The following is a 24,984-nucleotide window of genomic DNA, read 5'->3' as shown; positions in this document are numbered from 1 at the left end:
CTCTCCATAAAAGTGTTTGACTTGCTCTCATTTGTTACTGACGGAATTAATTCTTAATTCCTTACCTTTGCTTTTGTTCAGTTTTCAAAGAACTTCATCGCGTTACTTTCTTAAAGCAGCGACAAAAACTATCTTACCACATATCATCTATGCGATGCAACCACTTTTTTAAAAAAGTTTTGTTTGTTTTTGTCGAGAAATATGTAAGAAAAGCAACAACGTTTATTACTATATCAGCGTTCTGAAGCACCGTCAACGGTTTTTTGAAGTTTTTATAAAAAAACCTCTTTTCACATCGAAAAAGAGGTTCTGCAGTCTATAAAGAATACTTTTCTAGAAGGTCGTTTTTCGTCTTCCACACCTTTTCAGAAAGATCTACAAAGTATTCTTGCGGATTTAATCTTCTTAAATGCTGTGGCCAGAACAACTGAAGCTGCGCTTGGTGGTAGCTTCGGATCTCCTTCAGATTAGGGAGTTCATAAACAAGCTTACCTTCTATATAAATAGGTTGAAGCAGCTCTTCTGCCGTAAATGAAGATACAACCTTATTTTTATAGGTGTGAACGGGATCGAAAAGCTTGATATCTTTTTCAGGGATTACTTCATCCTCCATCGCAATATAATCTGCTTCCGCTTTACCTTTATTATTGATAATCCGATAAACTTTCTTATAACCGGGTGTTGTTATCTTTTCTACATTAGATGAAATTTTAATCGTAGGGACGTATTCACCATCTTCATATTTCGCTACCACTTTGTATACGCCCCCAAGTGCTGGCTGGTCAGATGCGGTAATCAGCTGTGTCCCGACACCCCAAGATGTGATTTTAGCCCCTTGAGTTTTAAGGTCTGTAATCACATCATCATCTAAATCGTTACTTGCAACAATGACTGTGTCATGCAGTCCCGCCTCATCCAGCATTTTTCGGGCTTGGATCGAGAAGTAAGCTAAGTCCCCGCTGTCCAGCCGAATCCCCTTCAGCGACTTTCCTTCTTCCTTCATCTTTAGCCCAACTTTTATAGCGTTAGGAACTCCGCTTTTTAATGTATTATACGTATCAACTAGAAGAATACTTTGATCAGGCAGCGCTTTTGCGAAACGTTCGAACGCCTCTTCCTCAGAATCATGATCTTGAACCCATGCATGTGCATGCGTTCCTTTTGTAGGAATCCCAAAGAGCTTTCCTGCGCGCATGTTTGAAGTTGCATCAAAACCTGCAATATATGCGGCACGCGCACCCCATATTGCCGCATCTGCCTCTTGAGCCCGGCGTGTGCCGAATTCCATTAACTGATCTTCCTTTGCAACATGGCGGATGCGTGCCGCCTTTGTTGCAATCAGTGTCTGATAGTTCATAAAGTTGAGGAGAGCAGTCTCCAGCAAATGAGCTTCAAACACACGGCATTTAATTCGAATTAATGGTTCGTTTGGGAAAACAACCGTGCCCTCTTTTACGGAAAAAAGCTCCCCGGTAAATTGAAAGTTCTTTAGCTCGTTTAAAAAGTCTTCATCATATTGCTCTTCCTGTGTTCTTAAATAATCGATATCATCGTCATTAAAACGTAAGTGGTTTACATAATGGATGATTCGCTCTAAACCTGCGAATACAGCATATCCGCTTTTAAAAGGGTTTTTTCGAAAAAAAGCTTCAAACACTCTAATGTTAGTATGCGTTCCGTTTTTCCAATGGGCGTACATCATATTAATCTGGTATTTGTCTGTATGCAGTGCTAAATCTTCATAGCTCATCTCGGAATCCCGCCTTTCTCTTGTACATTTTTCTCTTATTGTACAATTGTTAAACATTTTAAAAGGCCCGGCAACTGAAATGCCGGGCAAAGTGATTATTCTACAATTGATATTTTCTTTTCTGTTGCTTTGGAATTGCTTTCCTTTACTGTTTCGTTCTGGCTTCATCAGCCGCTTTTTGAATGAATTCTATAACACGCTCTCTCTCAGCTTTAAGAGCTTCCCCTTTGTCTTCATGCTTTTTTTTGGCATAGTCCATTAATGTTTCATATCGTTCTTGTATTAATTCATCAAGCTTTGCCAGCTCTTCATCAGAAAGCTTTTTCTGTTCTCTAAGGTTCATTTTCACATCTTTTAAAAGAGACCACTCATCCTTTAGACTTTCAATAACTGTTCCCGTATAGACTTTACCCATCTCCATACTTTTGTTCGAACTGCTCCAATTAATATCCGTAATATCCATGGCAGAAGCCCAGTTGATTCTTGTATCATGCATCGCTTTTGACCAATTGGATTCTACTTCATCAAACAATTCCTTCTGAGACGAAACGGATTGGAACTCACCGCCACCCGCTTCTGCTACAGCTTTAAGCTGCTGCTGTCCTTTATTATCAACATCAAATCCGATGATGTTTACTTCAGCTTTAATATTTGATTCATGCAGCCTTTTCGCTGCCTCTACCGGATTTCCATCACATGTCTCAATACCATCACTCACGATATAAACCACATTGTTTCCTTCTTTGCCTTGAAGATCTTTTTCAGCTGCAGCAATAGATGCGGCAAGTGGCGTCCAGCCGGTTGGCTTAAATTTAGATAGGGATTCTTGAAAAGCACCTGCTTCATATGTACCTAATAGATACATTACTTCAGTACTGCCGCATGATAACTTTTTATCCTTATCCGCATTGCTTCCCTTATGTCCGTAAACACGAAGCATAACGTTCGCGTCCTCTGGCAATCCTTCAGCAAATTTCTTTAGAGCTTCTTTAGCCGCTGTCATTTTATCTGTACCAGAAACTTTTGCGGCCATACTTCCACTGGCATCTAAAAGAATCGCGACATTAAGAGGGCCTTCCTTTTTCTCCTCGCCGCCTTCTTCCTGATATTTTTCATACTCTTCCACTTCTTCAAACGTGATATCAAAGTCTTCCAGCTCTTGAAAGGCTGGCTGATGATCAGCAGCAAATGCTGCGATAATGCGGTTATACGCGTCTTCGCTCTTAAGATTTTTAGGGAATTCCTTTGTGATGCTCTTTATTTCTTCATCCAAAGCATCCCCTTCTAGTTCCTTCACTTTTTTGTAATGCTCTCCAGCACCATTCGACACCATCTCTTCTGATTCAGTTGGCGCTTTTTCAACCGTTTCTTTCTGGGGCTCTTTCTTCTTCGGTTCAGAATCAGATGCTGTTTTTTCAGAAGAGCAGGCAGATAGTAATAGAACGACTAGTAAAATAAGCGGAATTAAATAATTCTTAAATCTTTTCATCTGTTCTCTCCTCTATCTAGAATGTTTTAGTTAAACACTCATTTCTTTCTCTCTAATTTTTTGAATATGATTTTGCTTCATAACAGGCAATGCAATCACAACAGGAATGATAAAGAACGGAAATGATTCTTCCCCAGCAAAAAACAGGATAAGACTTAAGGGAGCAACCATTCCATAGATTAAGATATAGAGAAAAAGATAAACCCTTCTCCAACGTTTTTCTTTCTTAGACTTACCTTCACCTCAATTGCTTAAAATTCTATTTCTTTCTTGGTATGTGTCTTCTGAAACTCTGCTGGTTTTGGATCGAAGTATTCCATCGTGAATTTAGGCACGAACTTGTTGTTCTGCAGATATCCTGAACCCCAGGTTGGATCCATTACCAGCCAGCGTTCATCCACTTTTGTTTCCACCCAAGCATGGTTTTGGCCTGCGTATCCTGTCACCATCTGAGTTTCCAACCCGCTTGCTCGCAGTAATGCAATTGCTAAATAAGCGAAGTCCTGACATACGCCTTTTTTCTCATCCAGCGTTTTTAATGCGCTATCATCAAATTCAAATGTGCGATTGTTTAGTTTATTAACGTCATAGCTCACGTTTTTGGCAACATATTCGTAGACAGCTAACGCCTTTTCTTTTTCCGTTTTCTTATTTTTTGTCAGCTGATCGGCCAACTTTTTAATTGCTGGTGCGTCTGACTGAATTCCTCTTGAAGGCAAGGTAAACCGCTGATCTTTTGCATTTGTGTTCTCTACTGTAAAACCTGCTACTCCAACAAAGTGCTGAACATACCCATTCGTTAGTGTAAAATCTGGTGCCATTAAAGAAACTTCATATTTACCCGGACCAAATCGCAGGAAGAACTCACCGTCAAATACATTGTTTTTTACCGGAATGGCGTACATAGCCTTCTGATTATCTTTTTCGGTTTGCACAAAAACAACCTCTGTTTTATTCGCATCTTTTCCGCTAGGGTCGATACTTCCTTTAATTCTATAAGTGAGATCTGTCTTTTCACCGCCAACTTCGGGATTCTCAAGATTGAATCCCTTTTCTTTATAAGCCGAAGAATAATTAATAGGTTCATAGGATTCACTTGATAGATTTTTCACATACAGATTTGCAGCTTCTGAATAATAATTCGACATCCCCTCTTTCGGTGTCATGATTTGGACTTCATGAACGCCTTCTCCATAATAAAGAGGGATTTTCTTGCTGAACTTCCCCTTCTCCACAGGAATCATGATTTTAGTAGATTCACTCTCTTTTTTGAGTTCCACCATGAGCTGTTCGACAATGGTATCTTCTACTTCTCCCGCTAACTCAAAAGATCCATCTATTTCCATATACCCATTTATGGAATTTTTTAACACCAACCCGTGTTCAAGAGCATTTTTTGTGAATGCTACGTCACGTCTTACTTCTGGATTCACGTTTTCCACATCAAACTCTGCGATATCGTAGAAATAATCTTCCGCTTTATCACTAGGAACACTGACTTTTACAGAATAGTTTCCCTTTCCGTTAAAGAGTTGTACTCTCTGCTCAAACTTCCCGTCTTTAATAGGTGCATAATAGCTGAATTCCCGGCCAGCAGGACCGTCTTCTTCGCTTCTCACCTTAATCCACACGTATTCAGACTTAAATCCGCTATACTTTTTTGCTTTTCCTTTTACTAAAACGCTAGAGTTCGTCGTAAACTCTTTATATTTTGGGCTTGATAAAGAAGCTTCAACCTCTTCTGCATAAGGAAGCAGCTCAAGCTTCTCTAACTTTTCATCTTGGTTCGCTTCTTCAGCAAGTGCAGTATATTTGTCCTTTTTTTCTTCTTTCTCAGTTTTATTAGAAGCATCCTGATCGGCGCTGCAGGCGGTCAGGGTAACGACAAAAAGTGAAAGAATCACACTCATAAGTTTAGTTTTCATTCTATAATCTCCTCTAAACGTATTCAAAAAGAAAGAGATGGGGTTGCCATCTCTTTGTTGTCAGTTCTAATTAAGACTGCCCTGTTCCTGATTTCTTTTGTTTTCAATCGTTTCCTGTAAAGCATCACGATTGTCTTCTATTTCATTCTGTAGTGACTTAAACGTATCATCATCATATTCAACGAGAGTGTTATATCGACTATTAATTAGTTTTTCAACTTCAAAACCGTTTTCGACTTTTTTTAATTCATTTAACAATCTTACTCCTTTTTCAAGTCGACTCTTTTCTTCAACGATTTTATTTAGGATATCACTATGCCGATTTTGCACTTCATTAAATTTATCACTGGCTATTTGTTGAGCTTGCATGAAATTTTCGTCACTCCAAGTTTGCCATTCCAGCCACAGTTTATTTTTTTCTCCAAGCAGATATTTTTCAAAATCAGCTGCAGAGTTAACCGATTGGTATTCTCCGCCACCAGCTTGAGCAATTTTCTCCAAAGACTGCTGCCCTTTATCATTGACATCAAAGCCAATTACGTTAACTTTAGCTTTTAGTGAAGATTCGACAATTGATTTAGCTGCAGCAGCTGGATCGCCGTCACAAGTCTCTACTCCATCACTCACGACATAAATTAAATTCTCAGCTTTATCATTGCTTTGGCCATCTAAGTCTTTTTGTGCAGCTTGAATCGCACCAGCAATCGGTGTCCATCCCGTAGGTTTAAATTGATCTAAACTATTTTGGAAATCGCCTTCGTTATATGTATTAAGTTCGTATACAACTTCAGTGCTTTCACACGAAACTTTTTTGTCACTGTCAGCATTGCTTCCTTTTTGACCATATACACGCAACATTACATTAGATCCTTGTGGTAACTTACTTGCATAATTACGAACGGCTTCCTTCGCAATTTCCATTTTGGTTTTCTCGCCAATTTTCGCAGCCATACTGCCACTAGAATCTAGTAAAATAGCAACGTTTAATGTTTTTCCATTACCTGGTTTATCACTCCCAGGGACCTCTATTGTTGTATTAAGATTTTTGTAATACTCATAGTCTTCCTTGTAATCCTCAGCCAAGTAATGAATAACAGCATCATAAGCTTCTTGGGTACTTAGCTTATTAGGGATCTTTTTAAAAGCTTCTTTCATTGCCTCTTCAGAATAGCTGTCATTCACCAACTTACCAGGGCCTTCAAGCATCATATCTTCGGGATCTGTTGCCGCTTTAGGAAATTCAGCTTTTTCTTCTTTTTCCTCTTTCTTTTTTGGAGGATCTTCATTCTTCGAAGCAGTTGAATCGGAACAAGCTGTTATTAGAAATAAAGATGACAAAATAATAATTCCTAGTGTAAAGAACCTTTTCATATATGCCTCCTTTTAGTGCAGTTTAGAGATTTACGGTTTTTCGGTTGTTACATACGTTCCGGCTACAAAATCATGTATAGCTCTCTTATCTTTTCTAACGATAATCATAAAAATTGTTACTATATATAATGTTAAAAAACTAATCGTATAAATAATTTGAGTAACAGGCATCCGAAGAATAGTATTTTTAAATCCGAGTTTCTCACCATCAACTCGCACGATTCTTACACCGGTAACCCGCTTTCCAACTGTATAACCATTCCAATAATAAGGAACAAGGATATAGTAGGCCATTACATACAGCCATATAGCGATTCTTGATAGATTGTCATCATCAAAAATCGGCCCAATAATAAGACCAATAATCGCCCCTACTCCAGCATCTATGATAACTGCAACTAAACGTCTCCAAAACCCAGCTGGTTGTTGTATCTCCATGATGTCACTTCCTTATAATTACAAAACTAATTATTAATAAAATATAACCAAACAGCAGCAATTGGAATAACAATAGCTGTATACAATACCGTTTTACCATTAATTTTATTCCCCATAGTTTCTCTAACTTTTCCAAAAACTAGTAAAATAGCACATAAGACAAGTAATCCGGCAAGAAAGTAAGTAAATAAATTTTGATCAAATATATAATTACCATTAGGGAGTTTAGTAGCTTGAGTGGTGAACATAATAATTGCTACTATAACTCCTCCTATCATTGGTCCCCAAAAAAAACCGTCTAACGACTTCTTCTTCATGTTTCCTCCTCCATTCACCATGGTTTTTTGTATAAATTAATAATAGACTGTTGAAATTGTGAAAATTTTTCCAATCCTGTATTGTATATTTTTTTTAAATTATTATCTGGATGGGACTTCGAATCATTCCAATAGTATACATCTGCAGTAATGGAATTAATTAAATTACCCATAGGTTGAGTTATTGGTTCTGCAAAATCGTTTAATGTATTTGCAATAACTGTGGTACCAGGAAGCGCTAATAAACCACCTATTCCACCTACGATTACATCTTCTGGAGTAAAGCTTCCATCAAGATACTCAGTAAAACTATATACACTTGCACCAATTCCAGTACTTAAACTACTCCACCCCACAAGACTTTTCCAACTTCTAACCGTAAGAGCACTCTTTAATTTACCAGCAATTGGCCCTCCGATCCCAGCAGTTAAACCATTTATCGCCATATTTCTTATGGTTTCTGTAAGATTAAATTGTTCATCTGTAAATGCTGCCATTGCAAAGTCGTAGAAAAATGATACGCCAGCACCGATACCTACTGCCTTAAAAAATGCACCCCAGCTACCATAAAAACCACCAATAGCCCTAATAGCAGTTCCGCCTCTGGCACCAGCCCAACGCCCGAATCTCATTGCATTTCTTCCAACAAAGCTTCCAAATCTTCTTGCACCTTGACCAATCCAACCGGCAAATGAACGAAGATACCTAGCACCTGTTCTAAGCCCTTGGCCTAGCCAGCCCCCGAACGTTCGCATTCCATTTAAGGCTGCAGTTAAACCTCTAGCTAATCCTGCACGTAGCAATCCCGCCATAGCACCCACAGCACCTATGCTATATAACCATGCACCTAATGCACCAAGGGCTGCTCCACCGAATACCCAAGCTAGCACACCCCAGCCAAATGCATCCGTACCTCCGTATTTCCAAAAATAAAATGCACCTGCTACAATTGCGCCTATGATTGCACCTATTAATAGAGCAACTCCAACAAAGGGAAGTAAGAAAAATGCAGCAACTGCAACAACGACAACGGCTAATACAGCTAGTACTGTATAAATGAGATCCTTCGTCCAGTCGTCTAAGGATTCCCACCAATCTGCAAGTCCTTTGATTCCTTTTGCTGCCCAGTCGATAGCATCCCCTAGAGCTTTAATAACAGGTTCAAAAAACTTTTCAATTTTCTTTAAAGTATCCTTTAATCCATCACCAAAATCAAAGGGCAAGAAATCCCAGAAGCTTCCCGTATCTTTTGCTTGCATTTCGGTTGGCTTTATTTGACTTTTATCATAATCAAGGCCCCCAGCAGAAGCAGGGGAAACACTTACGAATGAGAATAATAAACATAGAATAATAGCACATAACGATAGTTTCCGGCTCATTTTGTCTCCCCCTTAATCACAGCTAATATCAATCCCTTTTGGTGTAGCAATATTTACTGCGGCTTCTGCTCTTACTTTATTTTCATCACCTGAGAACATATTCTCGTCAACCGTAACAAATTCGGCCTTTTTCTTTACCTTCACAAAAACTTTAAATTCTCCTTCATACGGAAACTCTACTTCTATGTCATCCTCTGCACCATTAAGTTTTGCATAATGACGCGCTGCCTCTTCAATTTGAGGGAAGGCATCCTCTATAGATCCACAACTAATCTTATTGATCTCATCTTGTTCAAATAAATATTTTAAAGCCTCATTTAGATCAAGAGAATCAAGGTCTACAATACTCCCATTAATCCATTTCTCCACTCCAGGCGGCATCTCTTTTCCAAAGAGAGCATTACCTATTCCAGGCAGTGGAGTAGAAATCCCTTCATCTTCTGGGAGTTCAGCAGCATCGCTACCTTCTTCTTCAGCTTCTTGTTCGCTTTTAAGCTTTTCCAGGCGATCTTTAATTTGCTTTTTGAGTTCTTTATCATAAATTTGTTTCGCCTCTTCAGCAGCAGCAAGTGCAGCGGAGTCAGCTGAAGTTTGTCCCACCCTTTTTGCAGCAAATGTAGTAAAGAAATCAAAAAAGATGAAACTGATGAAAATGGCTGCCATAAGCAAACCCATAACTACTAAAAGGGTACTTCCTTTTTCATTTTTTAAGTAGTTATTATTCATCAGTTTCATCCTCCTCCATTGGCATGGTTGCATCGGCTTTCAAGTCATAATCAATCTTTCCTAAAAAGGGAACAGATACAGTCGGAACTTTTGCAACTACTGTAACCGTTACATTTTTTCCATAACTAGAATTGCCAGTCGAACTTGAAACACTTTGAAGATCTAATCCGTAAGCAGAGCTTTCTACAGCTGCTTCAAAATCCCCCTCGACCGATGCCACTCGTGCACCATCTCTAGCTGCTGCTTCTGAAACAACTACGGCATAGGCTACTAAAGCAACTTGCCAAATAAATAACAAAGCAAATATGATCATAGGGAACACAGCTAAAAATTCTATTAGCTGCGACCCTCTTTCATTCTTAATGTATTTTTTTATATGTCTCATATGGCACCCCAGAGACTCGGTTTAACCGCCAATCCCATTAATTAATTTAATTAACTGGTTTTTCACTGCTGTACCTACAGACGTGTCTCCCTTAAAAGCAGTAGCAATTGCAGCCATTATCGCTAGCACTAACATACCAAGGGCAATCCACTCTAATGCCTGTGCTCCTCTTTCATTTTGCACTTTTCTTGTAACGTTCTCCCAAGCATTAACTGTCTTTACATATAATTTTGTAAACATTTAAATCTCTCCCTAATTTTATTTTTTATTATTTAAAAGAAGCTATCTAATCCGAATGCTCCTGGATTATAAATAATGTTTAGTAGTAACAGCCCAATAATTAAGAAAAATACAGCAGGTGCAACAAAAAATGTAGTTACAAGTGTAATTTGAGGACTTGCTTTTGCTGCTTTTTCCTTCGCCTTGAATCCCCTCATAGCTCTCAAATCATCCGCTTGAATACGAAATGTTTGAGATACAGGGACTCCTAGCACTGACCCTTGAATAAGCGAATTAACAAGCATTTCAAGTTCTTTTGAAGAATTGCGAGATATTAAATTCTGATAAGCTAGTTTTCTAGTTACACCTAAATCTATCTCATAGTTAAAACGTTCAATCTCTTCACTCAATGGGCCATCCATTTGATTGGTGACTTGTTTTAAGGCTCCATCCAGACTAACACCTGCTTGAAGCGTAACACTCACAGTATCAAGAAAATCAGGCATAGAAACACTAATTGACTCTTGCCTTTCTTTAGCTTTCATCCGCAACCAAAGCTGCGGTCCTAAAAATCCAGCTATTGGAAAAACAAGTAACACCAATAATGCAAAGGGCATACCTAAAATGGAATATATAGAACTAAAGAATAGAGCACCTAGTCCAAGAATAAAACGCATTCCATAAAACTGGTCCAATGTAAGACCTAAAGGGTTTCCAGCTCTTGTTAAAAATAGAGCATCCTGTTCTTTATTCGCAAAAAATGGATATTTTTTGGCGGTAGGTTCAGCATATTTAGCAGCTCTTAAAAGCGGGCTTACCATACTGTCCTTAAAGGTCCGTTTTTTTCGTTTCTTCTTTTCTCTTAAATGCAGGTGTTTGATTAAGTTATCCTTTTTTATAATGTACAAATACAAATAAACAAAACCGATTAATATAAATAGTAAAATGAAAAATGTCATTAACACTGCGAATAAACCTAATATTTGACCCATAGCTTACACCCTAATCCTAGTAATCTTCTTAATAAGCAAGAAAGCGATAAACTGCATTCCTAGAAAAACAGCTAACAGTATTAACCCAAATGGTGTAAACAGAGGATTAAGAAATCCAGGAATAAAAAGATTCATCATCATAGCCATCATAATGGGCATCACAGGCAAAATATAAGAAATGAATTTCGCTTCTGCGGTAACGGTATCTATTTCTTTGCTTACCCGAGCTCGCTCTTCTAAAGTTTGAGCCATTAAACTCAAAACTTCGGCTAAGTTGCCCCCTACCTTTCTCTGAATGAGTAAAGTAGATACAAAAATATGAAGTTCCTTACTATCAAAACGATCTCTCAGTCTCATCATGACTTCTTCAAAATCATCCCCAAGACTAAGCTGCTGGTCTATTTTTTTAAATTCAGGTCCTGCAGGGGCTTTAACTTCTTGAGCAATCATTTCAATTCCTTGTGGAATAGTTAACCCGGCTTTAACAGAGTTACTCATCATCCGGCATATATTGGGAAGCTGTTTATTAAAATTTTCACTCCGCTTATTTTGCCGGGATTTTAATAAAAATTTTGAACCCAGCCAAATAATAAAATACGCAACTGACGCATCAAGCGGAAAAACGAGACTTAAAATAAAATGATTAACAAACCAGAGAATAAAGAAGAGCATAATACAAATTCCAGCATACTCAGATGCTTTTAAAGGAATATGGGCCTGGACAAGTTTTTTTGACAGTTCTTCGGCTAGTTCAGAATGATCGTATTTATCACCTATTCCTACAATAAAACTGCTTCGCTCTTTCTTTTTTTCTTTTACAAACCAAGTTTCCACATGCTTTTTTACCTGTTTATTATTAGAACTTCTTTTAATAAAATAAATGGCCAAGAAAAATGAGAAGATTGCTAAACTCATTGTTGTCCATGCGAGGATCATTGAACCTCCTCCTTGCAGAACATGTTCTCATTAATAGATATCCCAAATGTTTTCATCCGTTTATAAGCTTCTGGAATATAACCTGTAGGTGCAAAGTGTCCAATAACTTCACCATTAGCATTTACACCCTCTTGCACAAATTTAAATATCTCTAGGACTTTAATTTCTCCATCTTCCTCTTTAATTTCTGCGATACTTACAATTTTTCGTTTCCCATCAATTTGTCTGTTCGTTTGTACAATTAGATCGAGTGCTCCAACAAAGTAACTTCTAATAACATCAACAGTTAGCGGTAGACCAGACATAATTACCATTGCCTCTAATCTTCCCAAAGCGTCTTTGGGAGTGTTAGCATGGACTGTAGTTAATGAGCCTTCGTGACCTGTATTCATAGCTTGAAGCATGTCTATCGCTTCTGATCCACGCACTTCACCGACAATGATACGATCAGGTCTCATACGAAGAGCATTTCTAACTAGCTGGCGAATTGTTATCTCACCCTTGCCCTCCATATTTTCTGGTCTAGCTTCCATTTTTACGAGGTTTGCATGATGGAAACGTAACTCAGCCATATCTTCAATTGTAATAATGCGTTCACCTTGTGGAATAGATCCTGATAAAACATTGAGCAGCGTCGTTTTACCGCTACCTGTACCACCAGAAACGAGTATATTACATTTTGCACGAACAGCTGCTTGGAGAAACTCACCCATATCATGAGAAAACGTTTCAAAATTCCTCAGGTTCTCAAGATTAAATGGTATCTTATTAAACTTACGGATAGACAGGACTGATCCTTCAAGGCTTACTGGTGGAATTACGGCGTTAACACGGCTCCCGTCATGAAGTCGGGCATCTACCATAGGAGAACTTTCATCAATACGTCTTCCCAAAGGTGCGATGATTCGGTCGATGATATGCCGGATATGTTTTTCATCTTTAAAACGAATAGGTGTTTTCTCTAAACGTCCTTTTCTCTCAATAAATATCTCATTTGGACCATTTACCATAATCTCTGTTATCGAGTCGTCCTCTAATAATGCTTCTAACGGCCCGTAACCAACAGATTCATTAATGATTTGTGTAACAATCTGGTCCATCTCGTATTGAGGAATAATTACACGTTCTTCTTGTATCATTTGTGTAACCAGACGTTCAATGGTTTGTTTCCGCTCTTGTGCTGGCAGAATCGTTATGGATTCAAGGTTTGCTTCCTTAATAATCCTTGCTTTATAATGTCGGACAAGCTGTTCAAGCTGGCTGTCATTTACATCCCAGTCCTGATCAGGAACTAAAGGTGATTTTGCTGTTATTTCTTTAATCCAAGAACCCATTTTTTATCACCTCACTTTTCCATGCTAGTAACAAATTTCTTAATATCTTTTAGAGCTTTAGATGAATATTTTTCTTTTTTCGAAGTAAAGAACGGTTTGCCAATATTAACATGCGGTTGAAGGTTAAAGAAATCTGCTCGTATTTCGCTTACGATTGGTCTTGAAATCATTTCATCGATATCTTTCTTTGATAATTCATTCTTGGTATGAACTCTATTTAAAAGAATAGAGACATTATTCCTTAAGCCAAGCTGGAAGCGGGCAAATGAATCTTCTGTGTTTTTGTAGCCTCTTAACCCCATGCTATCTGGCGTCAAGATGTAATATATATGGTCAGCTTCTCCTAATGCAGTGTAGGTAATGTGATTAAAATAAGACGGTATATCAAGAAGTACATAATCGTAATGTTCTTTGCAAATACGAATTAATTTAATAATAAGTTCAGTGGTTACTTCTTCTGCTTTTGCAAGATCTTGAGGGCCAAGCACGATTACATTTCCAGTTCTCTCATCCTTATAGGCAATATTTTCGATATGTCTAATGTTCATTTCTTTTATTACGGGCTGAAGATCGTAATAAGACCTTTTATGGTCAATACCCAGAATAGTATCAAGACCGCCAAATTGAGCATTTAAATCAATAATCGCTACTTTGCTGTCTTCGAATATTTGAAGTCCTTGACCAACAGCAGCGGAAAGTAATGTTTTCCCGCTCCCACCTTTACTACTGTAAAAAGCATATGCTTTTCCAGTGCTCTCTTTTTTATCTAGAGATTGAAGTAAACTGATCTTCTCTTTTGCCGTATCAAGAACTTTTTGCACACGATGCTCTTCTTCAGGAAGAATAATTACATCTGATGCATCAGCAAGCATCCATTGACGCCCAAGTTCAAATGATTTTTCATTTAGTAATCCTATTACGATTAACTTATTTTGATTTTTAAAGACTTCAAATGATTTAAAGGATTGGTGATCGATAAAAAGGATAGAGTATTGATTAATTTCTAGATTCGTTCCACTCCACTCTTCAATAACATCAACCTGTAAGTTGTTTTCTTCAATGATTGGTTTAAGAGTGCTTATGTATGATTCGTTCTTTGTTACAATTAAAACCTTGTATCCATTCATGCCATTTTCTTCCCTTCTACAATACTAGTTTGCTTTTGGTTTAGCTTGAGGTGCTGGATTCTGTTTAGGAGCTGGTGGCGCTGGCGCAGCTGGTTTAGCAGCCGGTGTAGCCTCTTCCTTCTTCTCCTCTTTATTTTCCTCTTCTAATTCATTAACTCTCAATATTCTAATTTGCTGTGCAGTATTTTGGTAATGAATCAGCTTTTCTGCATCCTCTATAGAAAGGGAAACTTTAATTACACTAGCTGTCTTATTCTTATCAATTTCAACATCATCATCTACTTCTACTACATGAATGCCTTTTAATGCTCTTTTAGTTGTCATTGCATTTTTTTCTTCCATTGAAACAACGATGTCCACACGGTCACCTTCTGTTACATTCTCATCAATTAATACATTTTCAGTAGGATTTAGCCACACAACTCTATGTCCTTTTGCAATATCAATTTTTGAGCGAAGTACGTTCTTGGTTAAGATGTCTCCTTCTTTCATATCAGTTAGGACGACTTGATCCTTTAAATCTCCTTCTGATTGAATAAAGTTAGAAACAGCCGCATTTTTAGGAATTTCAACCCACTTAATCTTGGAGGATGTTATCGCCTCATTAGATTTCATGTCATTTTCTAATGCTGCTACTTTAGTCGTTTCAGTAAGACTTTGCTGAGCTTTTCGAATCTCGTTTAATACTACCCCAGCTGTTACAACCGCTAAAATAAATGCTACAACTAAAAAGATTAGTGCTTTGCGTTTTGCATCGACCATTATTTACTTACCTCCAATAATCAAAAAAACAAAAAATTATACAAAAAACGAAATTTAAAAAAGAATCATGCCAAAATTATCACATATTTTCCAAAAGCGTCAACCCCTCTAATCCCTTTGTATATAAAGGTTTGTAGGACTTGTCCACAACCTTATTACTACCACATTCAATATTCGACTTTAATCGACAACATTACAATATAACTATATTAGGAATATAATCATAAAAAAAATACAAAATTAACCATATTTACTAAATGTTAATTACCATCAATGGAATTTTTTTAAACCTTATATTATGTATTTTTCCGTGAAGATTATAAAAAAGCAGTGAAAAAATGCTGAAATTATTAGCATAAACAAAAAAACACTAATTCTCTCATAAAAAGAAGTTAGTGTTTCAAAAGACCTATTTATTATTATTTTGTTGCTTTAAAACAAAAAAGCAATTAACCCAGTTTTTAAGAAAAATGTCAGCAAGGCTCCAAATGCTAAATACGGTCCAAACGGAATAGCTGTTTTTCGAGTGAACTTCTTCATCAACAAACCTATCACACCAACAAATAAACCAACAACAGATGCAATCATGAGTGTTAAAAACGCTCCCTGAAACCCAAGCAAAAGCCCCAATACACCCATCAGTTTTATATCTCCTCCACCGATTCCGCCTTTTGATAAAATCGCGAGCAGCAGCAGAAAACAAAATCCGAGCAGACCGCCGGCTACTGCGTCCAGCCAGCTTCTGTATTCAAACACGACTTGCAGCACCAAAAACCAGATGAAAAACACGATTAATACTTTATCTGAAATGATGAAATACAATAAATCCGATACAAATATAATCGCGCACAGCAAAATGAGTGAGCATGCTAAAAGCAGCTCCACTGAGAAACCGTATTTCAGAAAAGAGAACGCGTATAAGCCACCTGCTAATAATTCAACGACTGTATAGATAACTGGAATGCGCTTCTTACACGTCCCGCATTTCCCGCCTGCTGCTAAGTAAGAAACGATCGGAAACAGCTCATACCATTTCAGCTGTCTTTCACAATGGTCACACTGTGAGCGTTCTACGCCCATCACCTTCATTTTCTTTGGAAGACGATAGCCGACTACCCCGCCAAACGAAGCCAATACTGCCCCTAAAATAAAAAACCACACGCTCCACATCATTTCCATTTCCCCATCTTCTCCTTAACGCTCAATCTGCACACTATTATAATGAAGAAACTAATTTTTTGCACCTTTCTTCCTTAAAGTTATCGGCTTATTTTTTTTATTATTTTCCTAAAACACAAAAAAGGGAATGCCCGTTTTCGGACATCCCTGTTATTGATTTTGCCTATTCCACTAAGAATACAAAATAGCTGATAAAGACTATGAACAGAACCCACATGATTGGGTGAATTTCTTTTGCACGGCCTTTTACTGTCATTGTTAATGGATACATAACGAACCCTAATGCGATTCCTGTTGCAATGCTGTATGTGAGCGGCATTGCGATCAATGTTAAGAACGCTGGTACTGCAATTTCAAGACGGTCCCATTTGATTTTGCTCAACACTGAAACCATCAACACACCTACAATGATCAATGCTGGTGCGGTTACAGATGGTGTTACAACAACTAATAAAGGCGAGAAGAATAATGCCAATAAGAATAGTGCGCCGGTTACGACAGATGTGAAACCAGTACGTCCGCCTGCTGCTACACCTGATGCTGACTCGATATAAGCTGTAGTTGAAGATGTTCCGAGAACCGCTCCGACTGCAATAGCTGATGAATCGGCAAGCAATGCTTTACCTGCACGAGGCAGCTTGTTGTCTTTCATGATGCCCGCTTGAGAGGAAACAGCCATAAGCGTTCCTGCTGTATCAAAGAAATCAACAATGAAGAATGTTAGAACGACAACCATCATTTCAACAGTGAAAATCTGATCAAAGTGGCTGAATGCCTGTCCGAATGTTGGCGCAAGACTTGGGATAGCCCCAACGATTTTATCAGGCTTATCGATCAAGCCAGCGAAGATACCTACAACGGCTGTGATCACCATTCCGTAGAAGATTCCTCCACGGATGTTTCGGATCATCATAAGAATCGTTACGATGAAGCCAAAGATCGCAAGCAATGTTGGTCCTTGTGTTAAGTCGCCAAGAGAAACGAGTGTTGCTTTATTTTGAGCGATGATTCCCGCATTTTTCAAACCGATAAAAGCAATAAATAGTCCAATACCAGATGCTGCTGCAAACTTCAAATCTTGAGGAATTGCGTTGATGATCGTTTCGCGAATCTTAAATAATGTAATAAAAATAAAGATAATACCAGACATTAATACTCCGGCAAGTGCCGTCTGCCAAGGAATACCCATTACTAAAACGACAGAGTATGCAAAGAATGCATTAAGCCCCATACCCGGTGCTAGCGCGATCGGATATTTTGCAACGATTCCCATGAATAATGTTCCAAGTGCTGCAGCAAGTGCAGTTGCTGTAAATACTGCTCCTTTATCCATTCCTGCGTCACCAAGTACCATCGGGTTAACGAATAGAATGTAAGCCATCGCAAGAAACGTTGTTAAACCTGCTGTTGCTTCTTTCTTATAACTCGTATTAAAATCCTTAAAGCCAAAATACCGTTCCATCTCTCTTTTCCCCCTATACACGCCTACGCTATAAAAAACAAAAGACCCAAGGGACTAAGCCCTTGGGTCTGAATACGAAAAGGTTAAAGAAAACCGTACATATGCCATAAAAATTGACACATCCACTTTTTCAATAATCCTCCGTAGTCAGACCATTTACGGCAGTCTGGTAGAAACTTTCGGGCCATATCCCCGATATTATACGTAGGAATTTCATTTAATTTTATTTACATCTTGAGTATAGGTCGAACTTTGTCGTTCGTCAAGCACTTTTCCGAATAATTATATGTTATTTTGCTATAATCGTTCGTCTTTTACTTTTTTAACCCTATTCCCACTCGATCGTTGCCGGTGGTTTAGACGTAATATCATAAACGACACGGTTGATGTGATCCACTTCGTTTACGATACGTGTAGAGATTTTTTCTAATACATCAAACGGGATACGTGCCCAGTCAGATGTCATTCCGTCGATTGATGTTACGGCACGGATGCCGATCGTGTAATCGTACGTACGTGCATCTCCCATTACCCCAACACTTCGGATATCAGGCAACACCGTGAAATACTGCCACACATCACGATCTAATCCAGCATTCAAAATTTCTTCGCGAAGAATGGCGTCTGATTCACGAACGATCTCAAGCTTCTCTTCTGTAATCGCTCCAAGTACACGAATTCCAAGACCCGGTCCTGGGAAAGGCTGACGCCAAACGATATGTTCAGGAATACCAAGCTCTGTACCTACTTTTCGCACTTCGTCTTTGAAAAGTGTGTTAAGAGGTTCGATCAGCTTGAACTGCATATCTTCAGGAAGCCCGCCAACGTTATGGTGAGACTTGATCGTTTGAGCGGTTGCAGTACCGCTCTCTACGATATCAGTGTAAAGCGTACCTTGAGCAAGGAACTCGATGCCTTGAAGGTTTGATGCTTCTTCATCAAATACGTAGATGAATTCGTTACCGATGATCTTACGTTTTTTCTCAGGATCAGAAACGCCTTCAAGTTTGCTCAAGAAACGTTCTTTCGCATCAACCTTGATGATGTTGATGTTAAAGCCTTCACTGAATGTTTTCATAACTTGGTCTGCTTCATCTTTACGAAGAAGTCCATGATCGACGAAGATACATGTCAGCTGATCACCGATTGCTTTATGAACAAGCACAGCTACTACTGAAGAATCTACTCCGCCTGACATCGCACAGATTACTTTTTTATCTCCTACGACTTCACGGATCTTCTGAACTTCATCTTCGATCCAGTTTTCCATCGTCCAGTTGCCTTCACAGCCACACACAGATTTCACGAAGTTGTCCAAGAACTCGATTCCGTATTCTGAGTGGCGTACTTCCGGATGGAACTGAACGCCGTATAGCTGGCGAGAAACATCGCTCATTGCCGCTACAGGACAAGACAAGCTTGTTGCATCTGTAACAAAACCTTCGGGCGGCGCAACAACAAGGTCACTATGGCTCATCCATACGACTTGCTGCTCAGGAAGGTTTTCATAAAGTTTGTTTGTATTTGTAACGGTAATCTGAGCTTTTCCGTATTCGCGATGGCTTGCACGCTCAACTTTTCCGCCAAAATGATGGCTCATCAGCTGCATACCGTAGCAGATACCAAGCACAGGGATGCCCAGGTCAAAAATCGCTTCATCACAAGCCGGTGAACCTTCTGCATAAACAGAGTTTGGTCCTCCAGAGAAAATGATTCCCTTTGGATTCATCTTTTTTATATCTTCCGCAGTTGTTGTATGCGGATGAAGCTCGCTGTATACTCCTAAGTCACGGATACGGCGTGCAATCAGCTGATTGTACTGTCCGCCGAAATCCAACACAACGATCATTTCGCTCATTACGTGCAAGTCATTCGTTTCGTGCATGTACTCACCCCATCTATTAATGTCAGCTATAGTATCCGTCAGCTTGCCTTACTTTATAAACTGTAAAACAAAAAGAATTCCACCCTTGTTTTCTACATAAAAAACAAAGGCAGAATTCCTTAAATAGCTATAAAGAACCCTGCCTTCATAGTCAGGTTGTTAATGGCAACCCGGTAGAGACTCTCGAACCTTATTATCGAGGATATACGAAGGAGAATATAATCTGACGCTATAATCTTAAAGACATAATAACAATGCCTTCTATAGCGGTCAAGGGCGGATTCTTTTAATTAAATTTTCCCACAATTCACGATGGAAATCGCTCCATAGATCTGTCTGCTTTTTCGGACTGAATTGGACACCTTCATACGCTTTCGCTAAAATTCTCATGTCTTTTGTATCCAGTGCTCGGTCGACGTAGAGTGCGTATTCTCTAAGCGTAAATGCAGGCTGTCTTCTAATGCCGTATACTTTTAGCAACCAAAGAAGTCGTTCGAACGCTTCTTCAAACGTTTCGGAACCTTGTTTTCGTTTATATCGCCAGATCGTATATTGACGAAGCCATTTTCTGCGGAACAAAAACGCCAGTCCTGCAACGATTAATAGTATTACAATCAATCCCGCCGCTGCATAGCCCGCTGTTTTTAAAATGGACGCAAAACTTGTTTCGTCAGATGAAGCAGATCTTTCATCGCTCATATCTTTTTCAGGTTTGTCCGGCTGATCAGGAACAGCTGCAGCTGGTGTTGATTCCTTCTTATCTTCTTCTGGCTGAAACGGATTATCGAAGCCGCGTGTCGGTTCAAACGGCACCCATCCGATGCCTGAAAAGTACACTTCTACCCATGAGTGTGCGTTTGCATTTGTTACCGTATATTCGCGAATACCGTCATCTTTCATACCTTCAAAAGTACCCGGAGTAAACCCTTTTACCCATCGTGCAGGGATTCCGATCGATCTCAGCATAACGATCATCGAAGTTGAGAAGTTATCACAATAACCTTTTCTAGTTTCAAAGAGAAATTGATCCACATAATCTTCGTCATCTTCAGGTACCGCCACTTCTATCGTGTTATAACCATACGCTTCTTTCGCAAAGTATCCTTCCACGGTCTTTACCTTGTCATAGATCGTTGGCTGATCTGCTGTTATCTCAGTGGCCAAATCCTTTACTCTCTTCGGCAATGTTTCCGGGAGCTGCAAGTAATTTTCCGTCACATACTGCGGGTAAGAATTCGTTGATTCTTTAAGCTGAGCTTCTTTTAATACAGGAAGCTGATAGTTCATACCATAAGAGGACAGCCTAACTTCTCCACCGTTTTGAAATGTTGAGATCTTCCCTTTTACCCCATCTAGCTGATAAGTCGTGTCAGGATCAGCATCGATTTTCGTCAGCTTTCCAGGAATCATAAGAAACGGATATTCTTTCCCTTTTTCCGCATCAATTCTGGCTGTTTTGTTTTCCATTTCAAGTCCTTCTTCCCAGACTTTAGTATAATCTGTCTGAGCGGAAGGCTGATTTGCATCGACGGGTACAGCAGTCGTCGGAATCTTGTTTTCCCATCCTTTTCCCGTGTAGAACTCTTTCGTTTCAATTCTCCAATAATGTCTCGCGTTATCGTATGTTTTAAAAATAGGTGTATAGTCAAATTCGAACGGACCGCCAAGCTGGCTGTCATTTTCGCCATAACCGATTTTCGCTATACCCTTTCCTTTTCCACCTTCGCCAATGTCTTCTTTTCCAGACATGTTCTGAATGAACGGAACCGGGTCAGGCCATATTGGCGAAGCTTTCGGAGCTACATACCCCAATACAGATGACAGCGCGATCACCCCTGAAAGAGGAGCAACCCATAGAACAGGAAACTTCCCTTTTAATAATGAAAATCCTTCTGTTTCAATGATCTTCATCATTCTTAAGATACCTATCAGCAGGAGTCCGATGAATACAGTTCGTATGATCGCCAGTTTTGCATCGTAAACCGTAAACGTATCAAGAATGGAAATGTAGATAATCGTAATTAAAAAGAATAAGAAGATGCGCCTCGTTTGAATCAACCAATAATGCATCAGATAGCTCACTAGCCATAATAAGATGAAGAACAGCAAAGAACGGCTGAGCGAGGTCATTTCATTCCAGTTCTGATCTGAAAATAACGTTAAGTTATAACTGATGTCATCGATCAAGTACGGAACCCACTTGAATGATAGAAATACATCAAAGAAATAAAGAGAATGTAATGCGTACAGCAGAGCTCCCAGCTTTACCGGAAATGAGATCCAGAATGGAAGCTGAAAATACGTCACGATGAATAAGAACATCGTATACATCACAAAAATATTAATATCATCAGTGGTCGTTATATCCTTTAACGGTCTGAGCCATTCCCATAACAAAAGGAACCCTAAACCGTAAAGCACGAGTGTATGCAGGGATGAAGGCTGTTGTTTAGATTGTTGCATACATGCCACCTGCCTTCAGTGATTCATTAAAGTCAGAGCCGATGATCGGTGTCACCGGAACGCCGCATTGCCTAATACGGTTCATATACGTCAGCTCCTGGCTATTCAGCTTAGACTCCAAAGCCAGGAAAAAGAAAATAACATTCGTTTGCTGCCTGGAAGCGATAAGTTCCAGTGTTTTCATCGTATATTCAGTCAAGTTAGGAGAGATGATCAGAGCTGTCTTCCCTTCCATATGACCAATCATGTATTCCTGTTTCAAGCGTTCTTCGAAAGGTTCTTTAATCTCTGCCTTCACTTTAGCCAACTCATGAAAGATGCGCCATTCCTGCTCAACCCCAATGTTCATCGGAATCTCTTTTCCTTTAAAAGGATGATAGCCGATGGAACCGCCTTTTGAGATTGAAAAATGAACAAGTGACGCTGCAAGAGAAACTCCCCGTTCGAAAAGCCAATCGTTCGCACCATAGCTTTTTTCACAATGATCCAGAACAATTACAAAATCATCGTTCCGCTGCTGCTCGAACACTTTTGTGAGCAGCTTATTGGACCTTGCACTCGCCTTCCAATGCAGCCAGTTCATCCTGTCACCAGCCACATAGTCACGCACACTTACAGTAGAAGTGTAATCTGTAAATGAGCGTTTTCCCACTTTTTTCATACCGGTTTGAAGCATCTTCCCATTTTCCCAGCGTTCAATATCCTGATACTGCGGGTAAACAAAAATTTGATCCTTCACCGATACACTCGTACTTTTTAATACAAAACCGAATATGTCACCGGTCTTTACCATGACCTGATCAAATTTGAACAACCCACGTGGTGCAGGGTTAATCGTGTACGAATATTCGAGGCGTTTTCGGAACAAAGGAAACATTAAGATACGGGATTGAATCTGATGAGTGTTTCCTTCATAGCGGGTTTCACGAAGCAGTGCTTCCGGCAGCACGTCCTCTAATACAACGTAAAAAAGAGGAAAGTTACTGCGGCGCGTCACCAGGATCGTAATTTCCACTTCTTCTCCGGCCATCAATTTTTCTTTTGAAATAATACGTTCAATCTTCAGCCGATGAATGGGATAGAACGCCATCGCAACGGAATATAAAACGAGCGGAAGAACGCTGTAGAACAAAAACCAGCTTACGAATCCGCCTTGAAACATAGCAAAAGAAAACGTTACGAGCAGTAAAAATATGATCCCTGAAAACCCGATCGGTGTTTTATAACGCTCCCAATTTTTTTTGAAAAATGCCTTCATCACGCATGCTGTTCCTTATGAATAGGTGCAGGAACACGGTTTAATAGATCCTTGATTACCTCTTCGGCAGTTACACCTTCAAATCGGGCTTCAGGCTTTAATAGCACGCGATGCACGAGTACAAACGGCGCCAGATATTTTACATCATCAGGGATTACAAAATCACGGTTCATTAACAGTGCATAAGCTTGTACGGCTTTCAAAAGGGAAAGCGATCCACGAGGACTTACTCCTAGTGCAATGGACTTGTGGTTACGCGTACGGTTGACAAGATCAACAATATAGCGTTTCACAGAGTCAGATACATAAATATTTCTCACTGCCGTTTTCAGTTCAGCAATCTCTTCAGCTGAGATCGCCGGCTTCAATAAGTGAATCGGGTGTTCGTTTCCGATCACGTTAAGAACGTTGAACTCTTCTTCCGGCGTTGGGTAGCCCATAGTGAGTTTCATTAAGAAACGATCCAGCTGTGCTTCAGGAAGCGGATATGTTCCTTCGTACTCGATCGGGTTTTGTGTTGCCATTACTAAAAAAGGATCAGGCAGGATGTGGGTTTGCCCATCAACCGTCATGCTCATCTCTTCCATCGACTCCAATAACGCAGACTGTGTTTTAGGAGATGTCCGGTTGATTTCATCGGCTAAAATAACGTTTCCGACTAACGGACCCGGTCTGAATTCAAAACTCATGTCTTTCTGATTATATATAGAAACCCCCGTCATATCGGACGGTAATAAATCAGGTGTAAACTGAATACGATTGAACGTTAAACCAAGGGATTTGGCGATGGATCGTACCATCATCGTTTTACCCACACCAGGCACGTCTTCCAACAATACGTGTCCCCCAGCCAACAAAGATACAAGCGTTAATTCTGTGACTTGTTTTTTACCTACCATTACTTTCTCAACATTTTTTATGACATCTCTTAGTTGTGGATGATATTCAAATGAATTTTCGACTCTAGCGCTCATGTAAGACTCCCCTCTAACATTTCTGTCTCTCTATTAGATTAATTTATTCCTTCCTATTAATTTCGCATTGGAGAATGTATATTCCTTGTTTTATTTACAAAAAAAGAGAAATTTCGAGATGTTGATTTGAGAAAGTGAGGGATTGTACTCGTAGTGGAGAAGCAGTTTATCATCAGAAGGCGTAAAAATGGCATAATCGCACGTTATTTATGAAAATCGCACATTAAACGAATTATTCGCACGTTAGCGACTTGGAATCGCACGTTATTTTAAAAATACGCGATTTTCGACAAAACTCCGCTTTTATATCGCGTATATGAAATTTTTAAAGGCAATAAAAAGAAGCTTCCTCATGAGTTGTTTAACTCCTGGAAAACCTCTAATTTATTTTCAATCGTTATCCTGTTCTACTTTTTTATATAAAAGGAATGAATTTATTAGTGTCGGATATCAGCGCAGAAATTGTAGATATTTCTCGGGAAATTGGAGAATTAGCGTTTGTGGTAAGGTGTACGTCTTATATGTATCAGATATTAATATCCAAGATTTATGATTCATATCGCACATCGCTATAAGTGGCAATAAAGAGATTCCTTATACTATTAACATACAC

Annotated in this window: 21 protein-coding genes and 2 riboswitches; all 21 genes read right to left on the bottom strand. The window is 39.2% G+C overall.

Translation table 11 applies throughout. The annotated features are described in order from the left end of the window. Positions 1-316: 316 nt before the first annotated feature. On the bottom strand, positions 317-1,750 hold the full coding sequence (locus tag EV282_RS19930) for a nicotinate phosphoribosyltransferase (RefSeq protein ID WP_130297569.1): 1,434 nt from the start codon (positions 1,748-1,750) through the stop codon (positions 317-319). A 145-nt stretch (positions 1,751-1,895) separates the two neighbouring features. Further along, the gene (locus EV282_RS19925) at positions 1,896-3,239 is read right to left on the bottom strand and encodes a VWA domain-containing protein (RefSeq protein WP_130297568.1); all 1,344 of its coding nucleotides are present in this window, start codon (positions 3,237-3,239) and stop codon (positions 1,896-1,898) included. Positions 3,240-3,490: 251 nt separating this feature from the next. After that, the gene (locus EV282_RS19920; RefSeq protein ID WP_130297567.1) at positions 3,491-5,164 is read right to left on the bottom strand and encodes a transglutaminase domain-containing protein; all 1,674 of its coding nucleotides are present in this window, start codon (positions 5,162-5,164) and stop codon (positions 3,491-3,493) included. A gap of 66 nt (positions 5,165-5,230) precedes the next feature. After that, entirely contained in the window at positions 5,231-6,535 is a 1,305-nt protein-coding gene (locus tag EV282_RS19915) for a VWA domain-containing protein (RefSeq protein ID WP_130297566.1), read from the bottom strand. A gap of 30 nt (positions 6,536-6,565) precedes the next feature. Then, positions 6,566-6,973: an RDD family protein gene (locus EV282_RS19910; protein ID WP_130297565.1), complete on the bottom strand. Its 408-nt coding sequence runs from the start codon at positions 6,971-6,973 to the stop codon at positions 6,566-6,568. 26 nt (positions 6,974-6,999) lie between these two features. Beyond that, on the bottom strand, positions 7,000-7,290 hold the full coding sequence (locus EV282_RS19905; protein WP_130297564.1) for a hypothetical protein: 291 nt from the start codon (positions 7,288-7,290) through the stop codon (positions 7,000-7,002). Between the two features lie 14 nt (positions 7,291-7,304). Beyond that, a complete protein-coding gene (locus EV282_RS19900; RefSeq protein ID WP_130297563.1) occupies positions 7,305-8,669 on the bottom strand; it encodes a hypothetical protein in 1,365 nt (454 codons plus the stop codon). 12 nt (positions 8,670-8,681) lie between these two features. Next, a complete protein-coding gene (locus tag EV282_RS19895; protein WP_130297562.1) occupies positions 8,682-9,395 on the bottom strand; it encodes a pilus assembly protein TadG-related protein in 714 nt (237 codons plus the stop codon). Continuing rightward, positions 9,388-9,780: a TadE/TadG family type IV pilus assembly protein gene (locus tag EV282_RS19890; protein ID WP_130297561.1), complete on the bottom strand. Its 393-nt coding sequence runs from the start codon at positions 9,778-9,780 to the stop codon at positions 9,388-9,390. Before EV282_RS19890 ends, EV282_RS19895 begins: the two co-directional genes overlap by 8 nt. A gap of 21 nt (positions 9,781-9,801) precedes the next feature. Beyond that, positions 9,802-10,020, bottom strand: a complete 219-nt coding sequence (locus tag EV282_RS19885; protein WP_130297560.1) for a hypothetical protein — start codon at positions 10,018-10,020, stop codon at positions 9,802-9,804. 32 nt (positions 10,021-10,052) lie between these two features. Then, positions 10,053-10,991 (bottom strand): type II secretion system F family protein, encoded by a 939-nt coding sequence (locus EV282_RS19880; protein ID WP_130297559.1) that lies wholly within the window; start codon positions 10,989-10,991, stop codon positions 10,053-10,055. A gap of 3 nt (positions 10,992-10,994) precedes the next feature. Next, positions 10,995-11,927 (bottom strand): type II secretion system F family protein, encoded by a 933-nt coding sequence (locus tag EV282_RS19875; RefSeq protein WP_130297558.1) that lies wholly within the window; start codon positions 11,925-11,927, stop codon positions 10,995-10,997. After that, positions 11,924-13,261, bottom strand: coding sequence for a CpaF family protein (locus EV282_RS19870; protein ID WP_130297557.1), 1,338 nt, complete (start codon positions 13,259-13,261; stop codon positions 11,924-11,926). Before EV282_RS19870 ends, EV282_RS19875 begins: the two co-directional genes overlap by 4 nt. Before the next feature lie 11 nt (positions 13,262-13,272). Then, positions 13,273-14,388: an AAA family ATPase gene (locus tag EV282_RS19865; protein WP_130297556.1), complete on the bottom strand. Its 1,116-nt coding sequence runs from the start codon at positions 14,386-14,388 to the stop codon at positions 13,273-13,275. A 24-nt stretch (positions 14,389-14,412) separates the two neighbouring features. Beyond that, positions 14,413-15,150, bottom strand: coding sequence for a Flp pilus assembly protein CpaB (cpaB, locus tag EV282_RS19860; protein WP_130297555.1), 738 nt, complete (start codon positions 15,148-15,150; stop codon positions 14,413-14,415). A gap of 432 nt (positions 15,151-15,582) precedes the next feature. Beyond that, positions 15,583-16,329, bottom strand: a complete 747-nt coding sequence (locus tag EV282_RS19855) for a prepilin peptidase (protein WP_130297554.1) — start codon at positions 16,327-16,329, stop codon at positions 15,583-15,585. A 163-nt stretch (positions 16,330-16,492) separates the two neighbouring features. Further along, on the bottom strand, positions 16,493-17,791 hold the full coding sequence (locus EV282_RS19850) for an NCS2 family permease (RefSeq protein WP_130297553.1): 1,299 nt from the start codon (positions 17,789-17,791) through the stop codon (positions 16,493-16,495). A gap of 124 nt (positions 17,792-17,915) precedes the next feature. Then, positions 17,916-18,017: riboswitch (purine riboswitch) on the bottom strand. Between the two features lie 102 nt (positions 18,018-18,119). Then, a complete protein-coding gene (guaA, locus tag EV282_RS19845; protein WP_130297570.1) occupies positions 18,120-19,649 on the bottom strand; it encodes a glutamine-hydrolyzing GMP synthase in 1,530 nt (509 codons plus the stop codon). 155 nt (positions 19,650-19,804) lie between these two features. Then, positions 19,805-19,906, bottom strand: a riboswitch (purine riboswitch). 40 nt (positions 19,907-19,946) lie between these two features. After that, positions 19,947-22,139 carry a DUF4129 domain-containing transglutaminase family protein gene (locus EV282_RS19840; protein ID WP_130297552.1) on the bottom strand — a complete coding sequence of 731 codons (2,193 nt, stop codon included), beginning with the start codon at positions 22,137-22,139 and terminating at the stop codon, positions 19,947-19,949. Next, the gene (locus tag EV282_RS19835; protein ID WP_242611960.1) at positions 22,126-23,397 is read right to left on the bottom strand and encodes a DUF58 domain-containing protein; all 1,272 of its coding nucleotides are present in this window, start codon (positions 23,395-23,397) and stop codon (positions 22,126-22,128) included. The genes EV282_RS19840 and EV282_RS19835 overlap by 14 nt, the downstream gene beginning before the upstream one ends. After that, positions 23,397-24,371, bottom strand: a complete 975-nt coding sequence (locus tag EV282_RS19830; RefSeq protein ID WP_130297550.1) for an AAA family ATPase — start codon at positions 24,369-24,371, stop codon at positions 23,397-23,399. Before EV282_RS19830 ends, EV282_RS19835 begins: the two co-directional genes overlap by 1 nt. Positions 24,372-24,984 lie beyond the last annotated feature (613 nt).

It is taken from the genome of Fictibacillus sp. BK138 (assembly GCF_004216955.1).
In the GTDB taxonomy this organism is placed as follows: Bacteria; Bacillota; Bacilli; order Bacillales; family Fictibacillaceae; genus Fictibacillus.
The sequence above is the reverse complement of the archived record's forward strand: the minus strand, read 5'-3'. Positions and strand labels throughout refer to the sequence as shown.

Excerpts from the sequence above, each read along its gene's own strand:
- EV282_RS19830 (WP_130297550.1), bottom strand. The coding sequence starts at position 24,371 with ATGAGCGCTAGAGTCGAAAATTCATTTGAATATCATCCACAACTAAGA.
- EV282_RS19920 (WP_130297567.1), bottom strand. The coding sequence starts at position 5,164 with ATGAAAACTAAACTTATGAGTGTGATTCTTTCACTTTTTGTCGTTACC.
- EV282_RS19885 (WP_130297560.1), bottom strand. The coding sequence starts at position 10,020 with ATGTTTACAAAATTATATGTAAAGACAGTTAATGCTTGGGAGAACGTT.
- EV282_RS19890 (WP_130297561.1), bottom strand. The coding sequence starts at position 9,780 with ATGAGACATATAAAAAAATACATTAAGAATGAAAGAGGGTCGCAGCTA.
- EV282_RS19835 (WP_242611960.1), bottom strand. The coding sequence starts at position 23,397 with ATGAAGGCATTTTTCAAAAAAAATTGGGAGCGTTATAAAACACCGATC.
- EV282_RS19855 (WP_130297554.1), bottom strand. The coding sequence starts at position 16,329 with ATGGAAATGATGTGGAGCGTGTGGTTTTTTATTTTAGGGGCAGTATTG.
- EV282_RS19915 (WP_130297566.1), bottom strand. The coding sequence starts at position 6,535 with ATGAAAAGGTTCTTTACACTAGGAATTATTATTTTGTCATCTTTATTT.
- EV282_RS19865 (WP_130297556.1), bottom strand. The coding sequence starts at position 14,388 with ATGAATGGATACAAGGTTTTAATTGTAACAAAGAACGAATCATACATA.
- EV282_RS19870 (WP_130297557.1), bottom strand. The coding sequence starts at position 13,261 with ATGGGTTCTTGGATTAAAGAAATAACAGCAAAATCACCTTTAGTTCCT.
- guaA (WP_130297570.1), bottom strand. The coding sequence starts at position 19,649 with ATGAGCGAAATGATCGTTGTGTTGGATTTCGGCGGACAGTACAATCAG.
- EV282_RS19930 (WP_130297569.1), bottom strand. The coding sequence starts at position 1,750 with ATGAGCTATGAAGATTTAGCACTGCATACAGACAAATACCAGATTAAT.
- EV282_RS19900 (WP_130297563.1), bottom strand. The coding sequence starts at position 8,669 with ATGAGCCGGAAACTATCGTTATGTGCTATTATTCTATGTTTATTATTC.
- EV282_RS19875 (WP_130297558.1), bottom strand. The coding sequence starts at position 11,927 with ATGATCCTCGCATGGACAACAATGAGTTTAGCAATCTTCTCATTTTTC.
- EV282_RS19850 (WP_130297553.1), bottom strand. The coding sequence starts at position 17,791 with ATGGAACGGTATTTTGGCTTTAAGGATTTTAATACGAGTTATAAGAAA.
- EV282_RS19840 (WP_130297552.1), bottom strand. The coding sequence starts at position 22,139 with ATGCAACAATCTAAACAACAGCCTTCATCCCTGCATACACTCGTGCTT.
- EV282_RS19895 (WP_130297562.1), bottom strand. The coding sequence starts at position 9,395 with ATGAATAATAACTACTTAAAAAATGAAAAAGGAAGTACCCTTTTAGTA.
- EV282_RS19880 (WP_130297559.1), bottom strand. The coding sequence starts at position 10,991 with ATGGGTCAAATATTAGGTTTATTCGCAGTGTTAATGACATTTTTCATT.
- EV282_RS19905 (WP_130297564.1), bottom strand. The coding sequence starts at position 7,290 with ATGAAGAAGAAGTCGTTAGACGGTTTTTTTTGGGGACCAATGATAGGA.
- EV282_RS19925 (WP_130297568.1), bottom strand. The coding sequence starts at position 3,239 with ATGAAAAGATTTAAGAATTATTTAATTCCGCTTATTTTACTAGTCGTT.
- EV282_RS19910 (WP_130297565.1), bottom strand. The coding sequence starts at position 6,973 with ATGGAGATACAACAACCAGCTGGGTTTTGGAGACGTTTAGTTGCAGTT.
- cpaB (WP_130297555.1), bottom strand. The coding sequence starts at position 15,150 with ATGGTCGATGCAAAACGCAAAGCACTAATCTTTTTAGTTGTAGCATTT.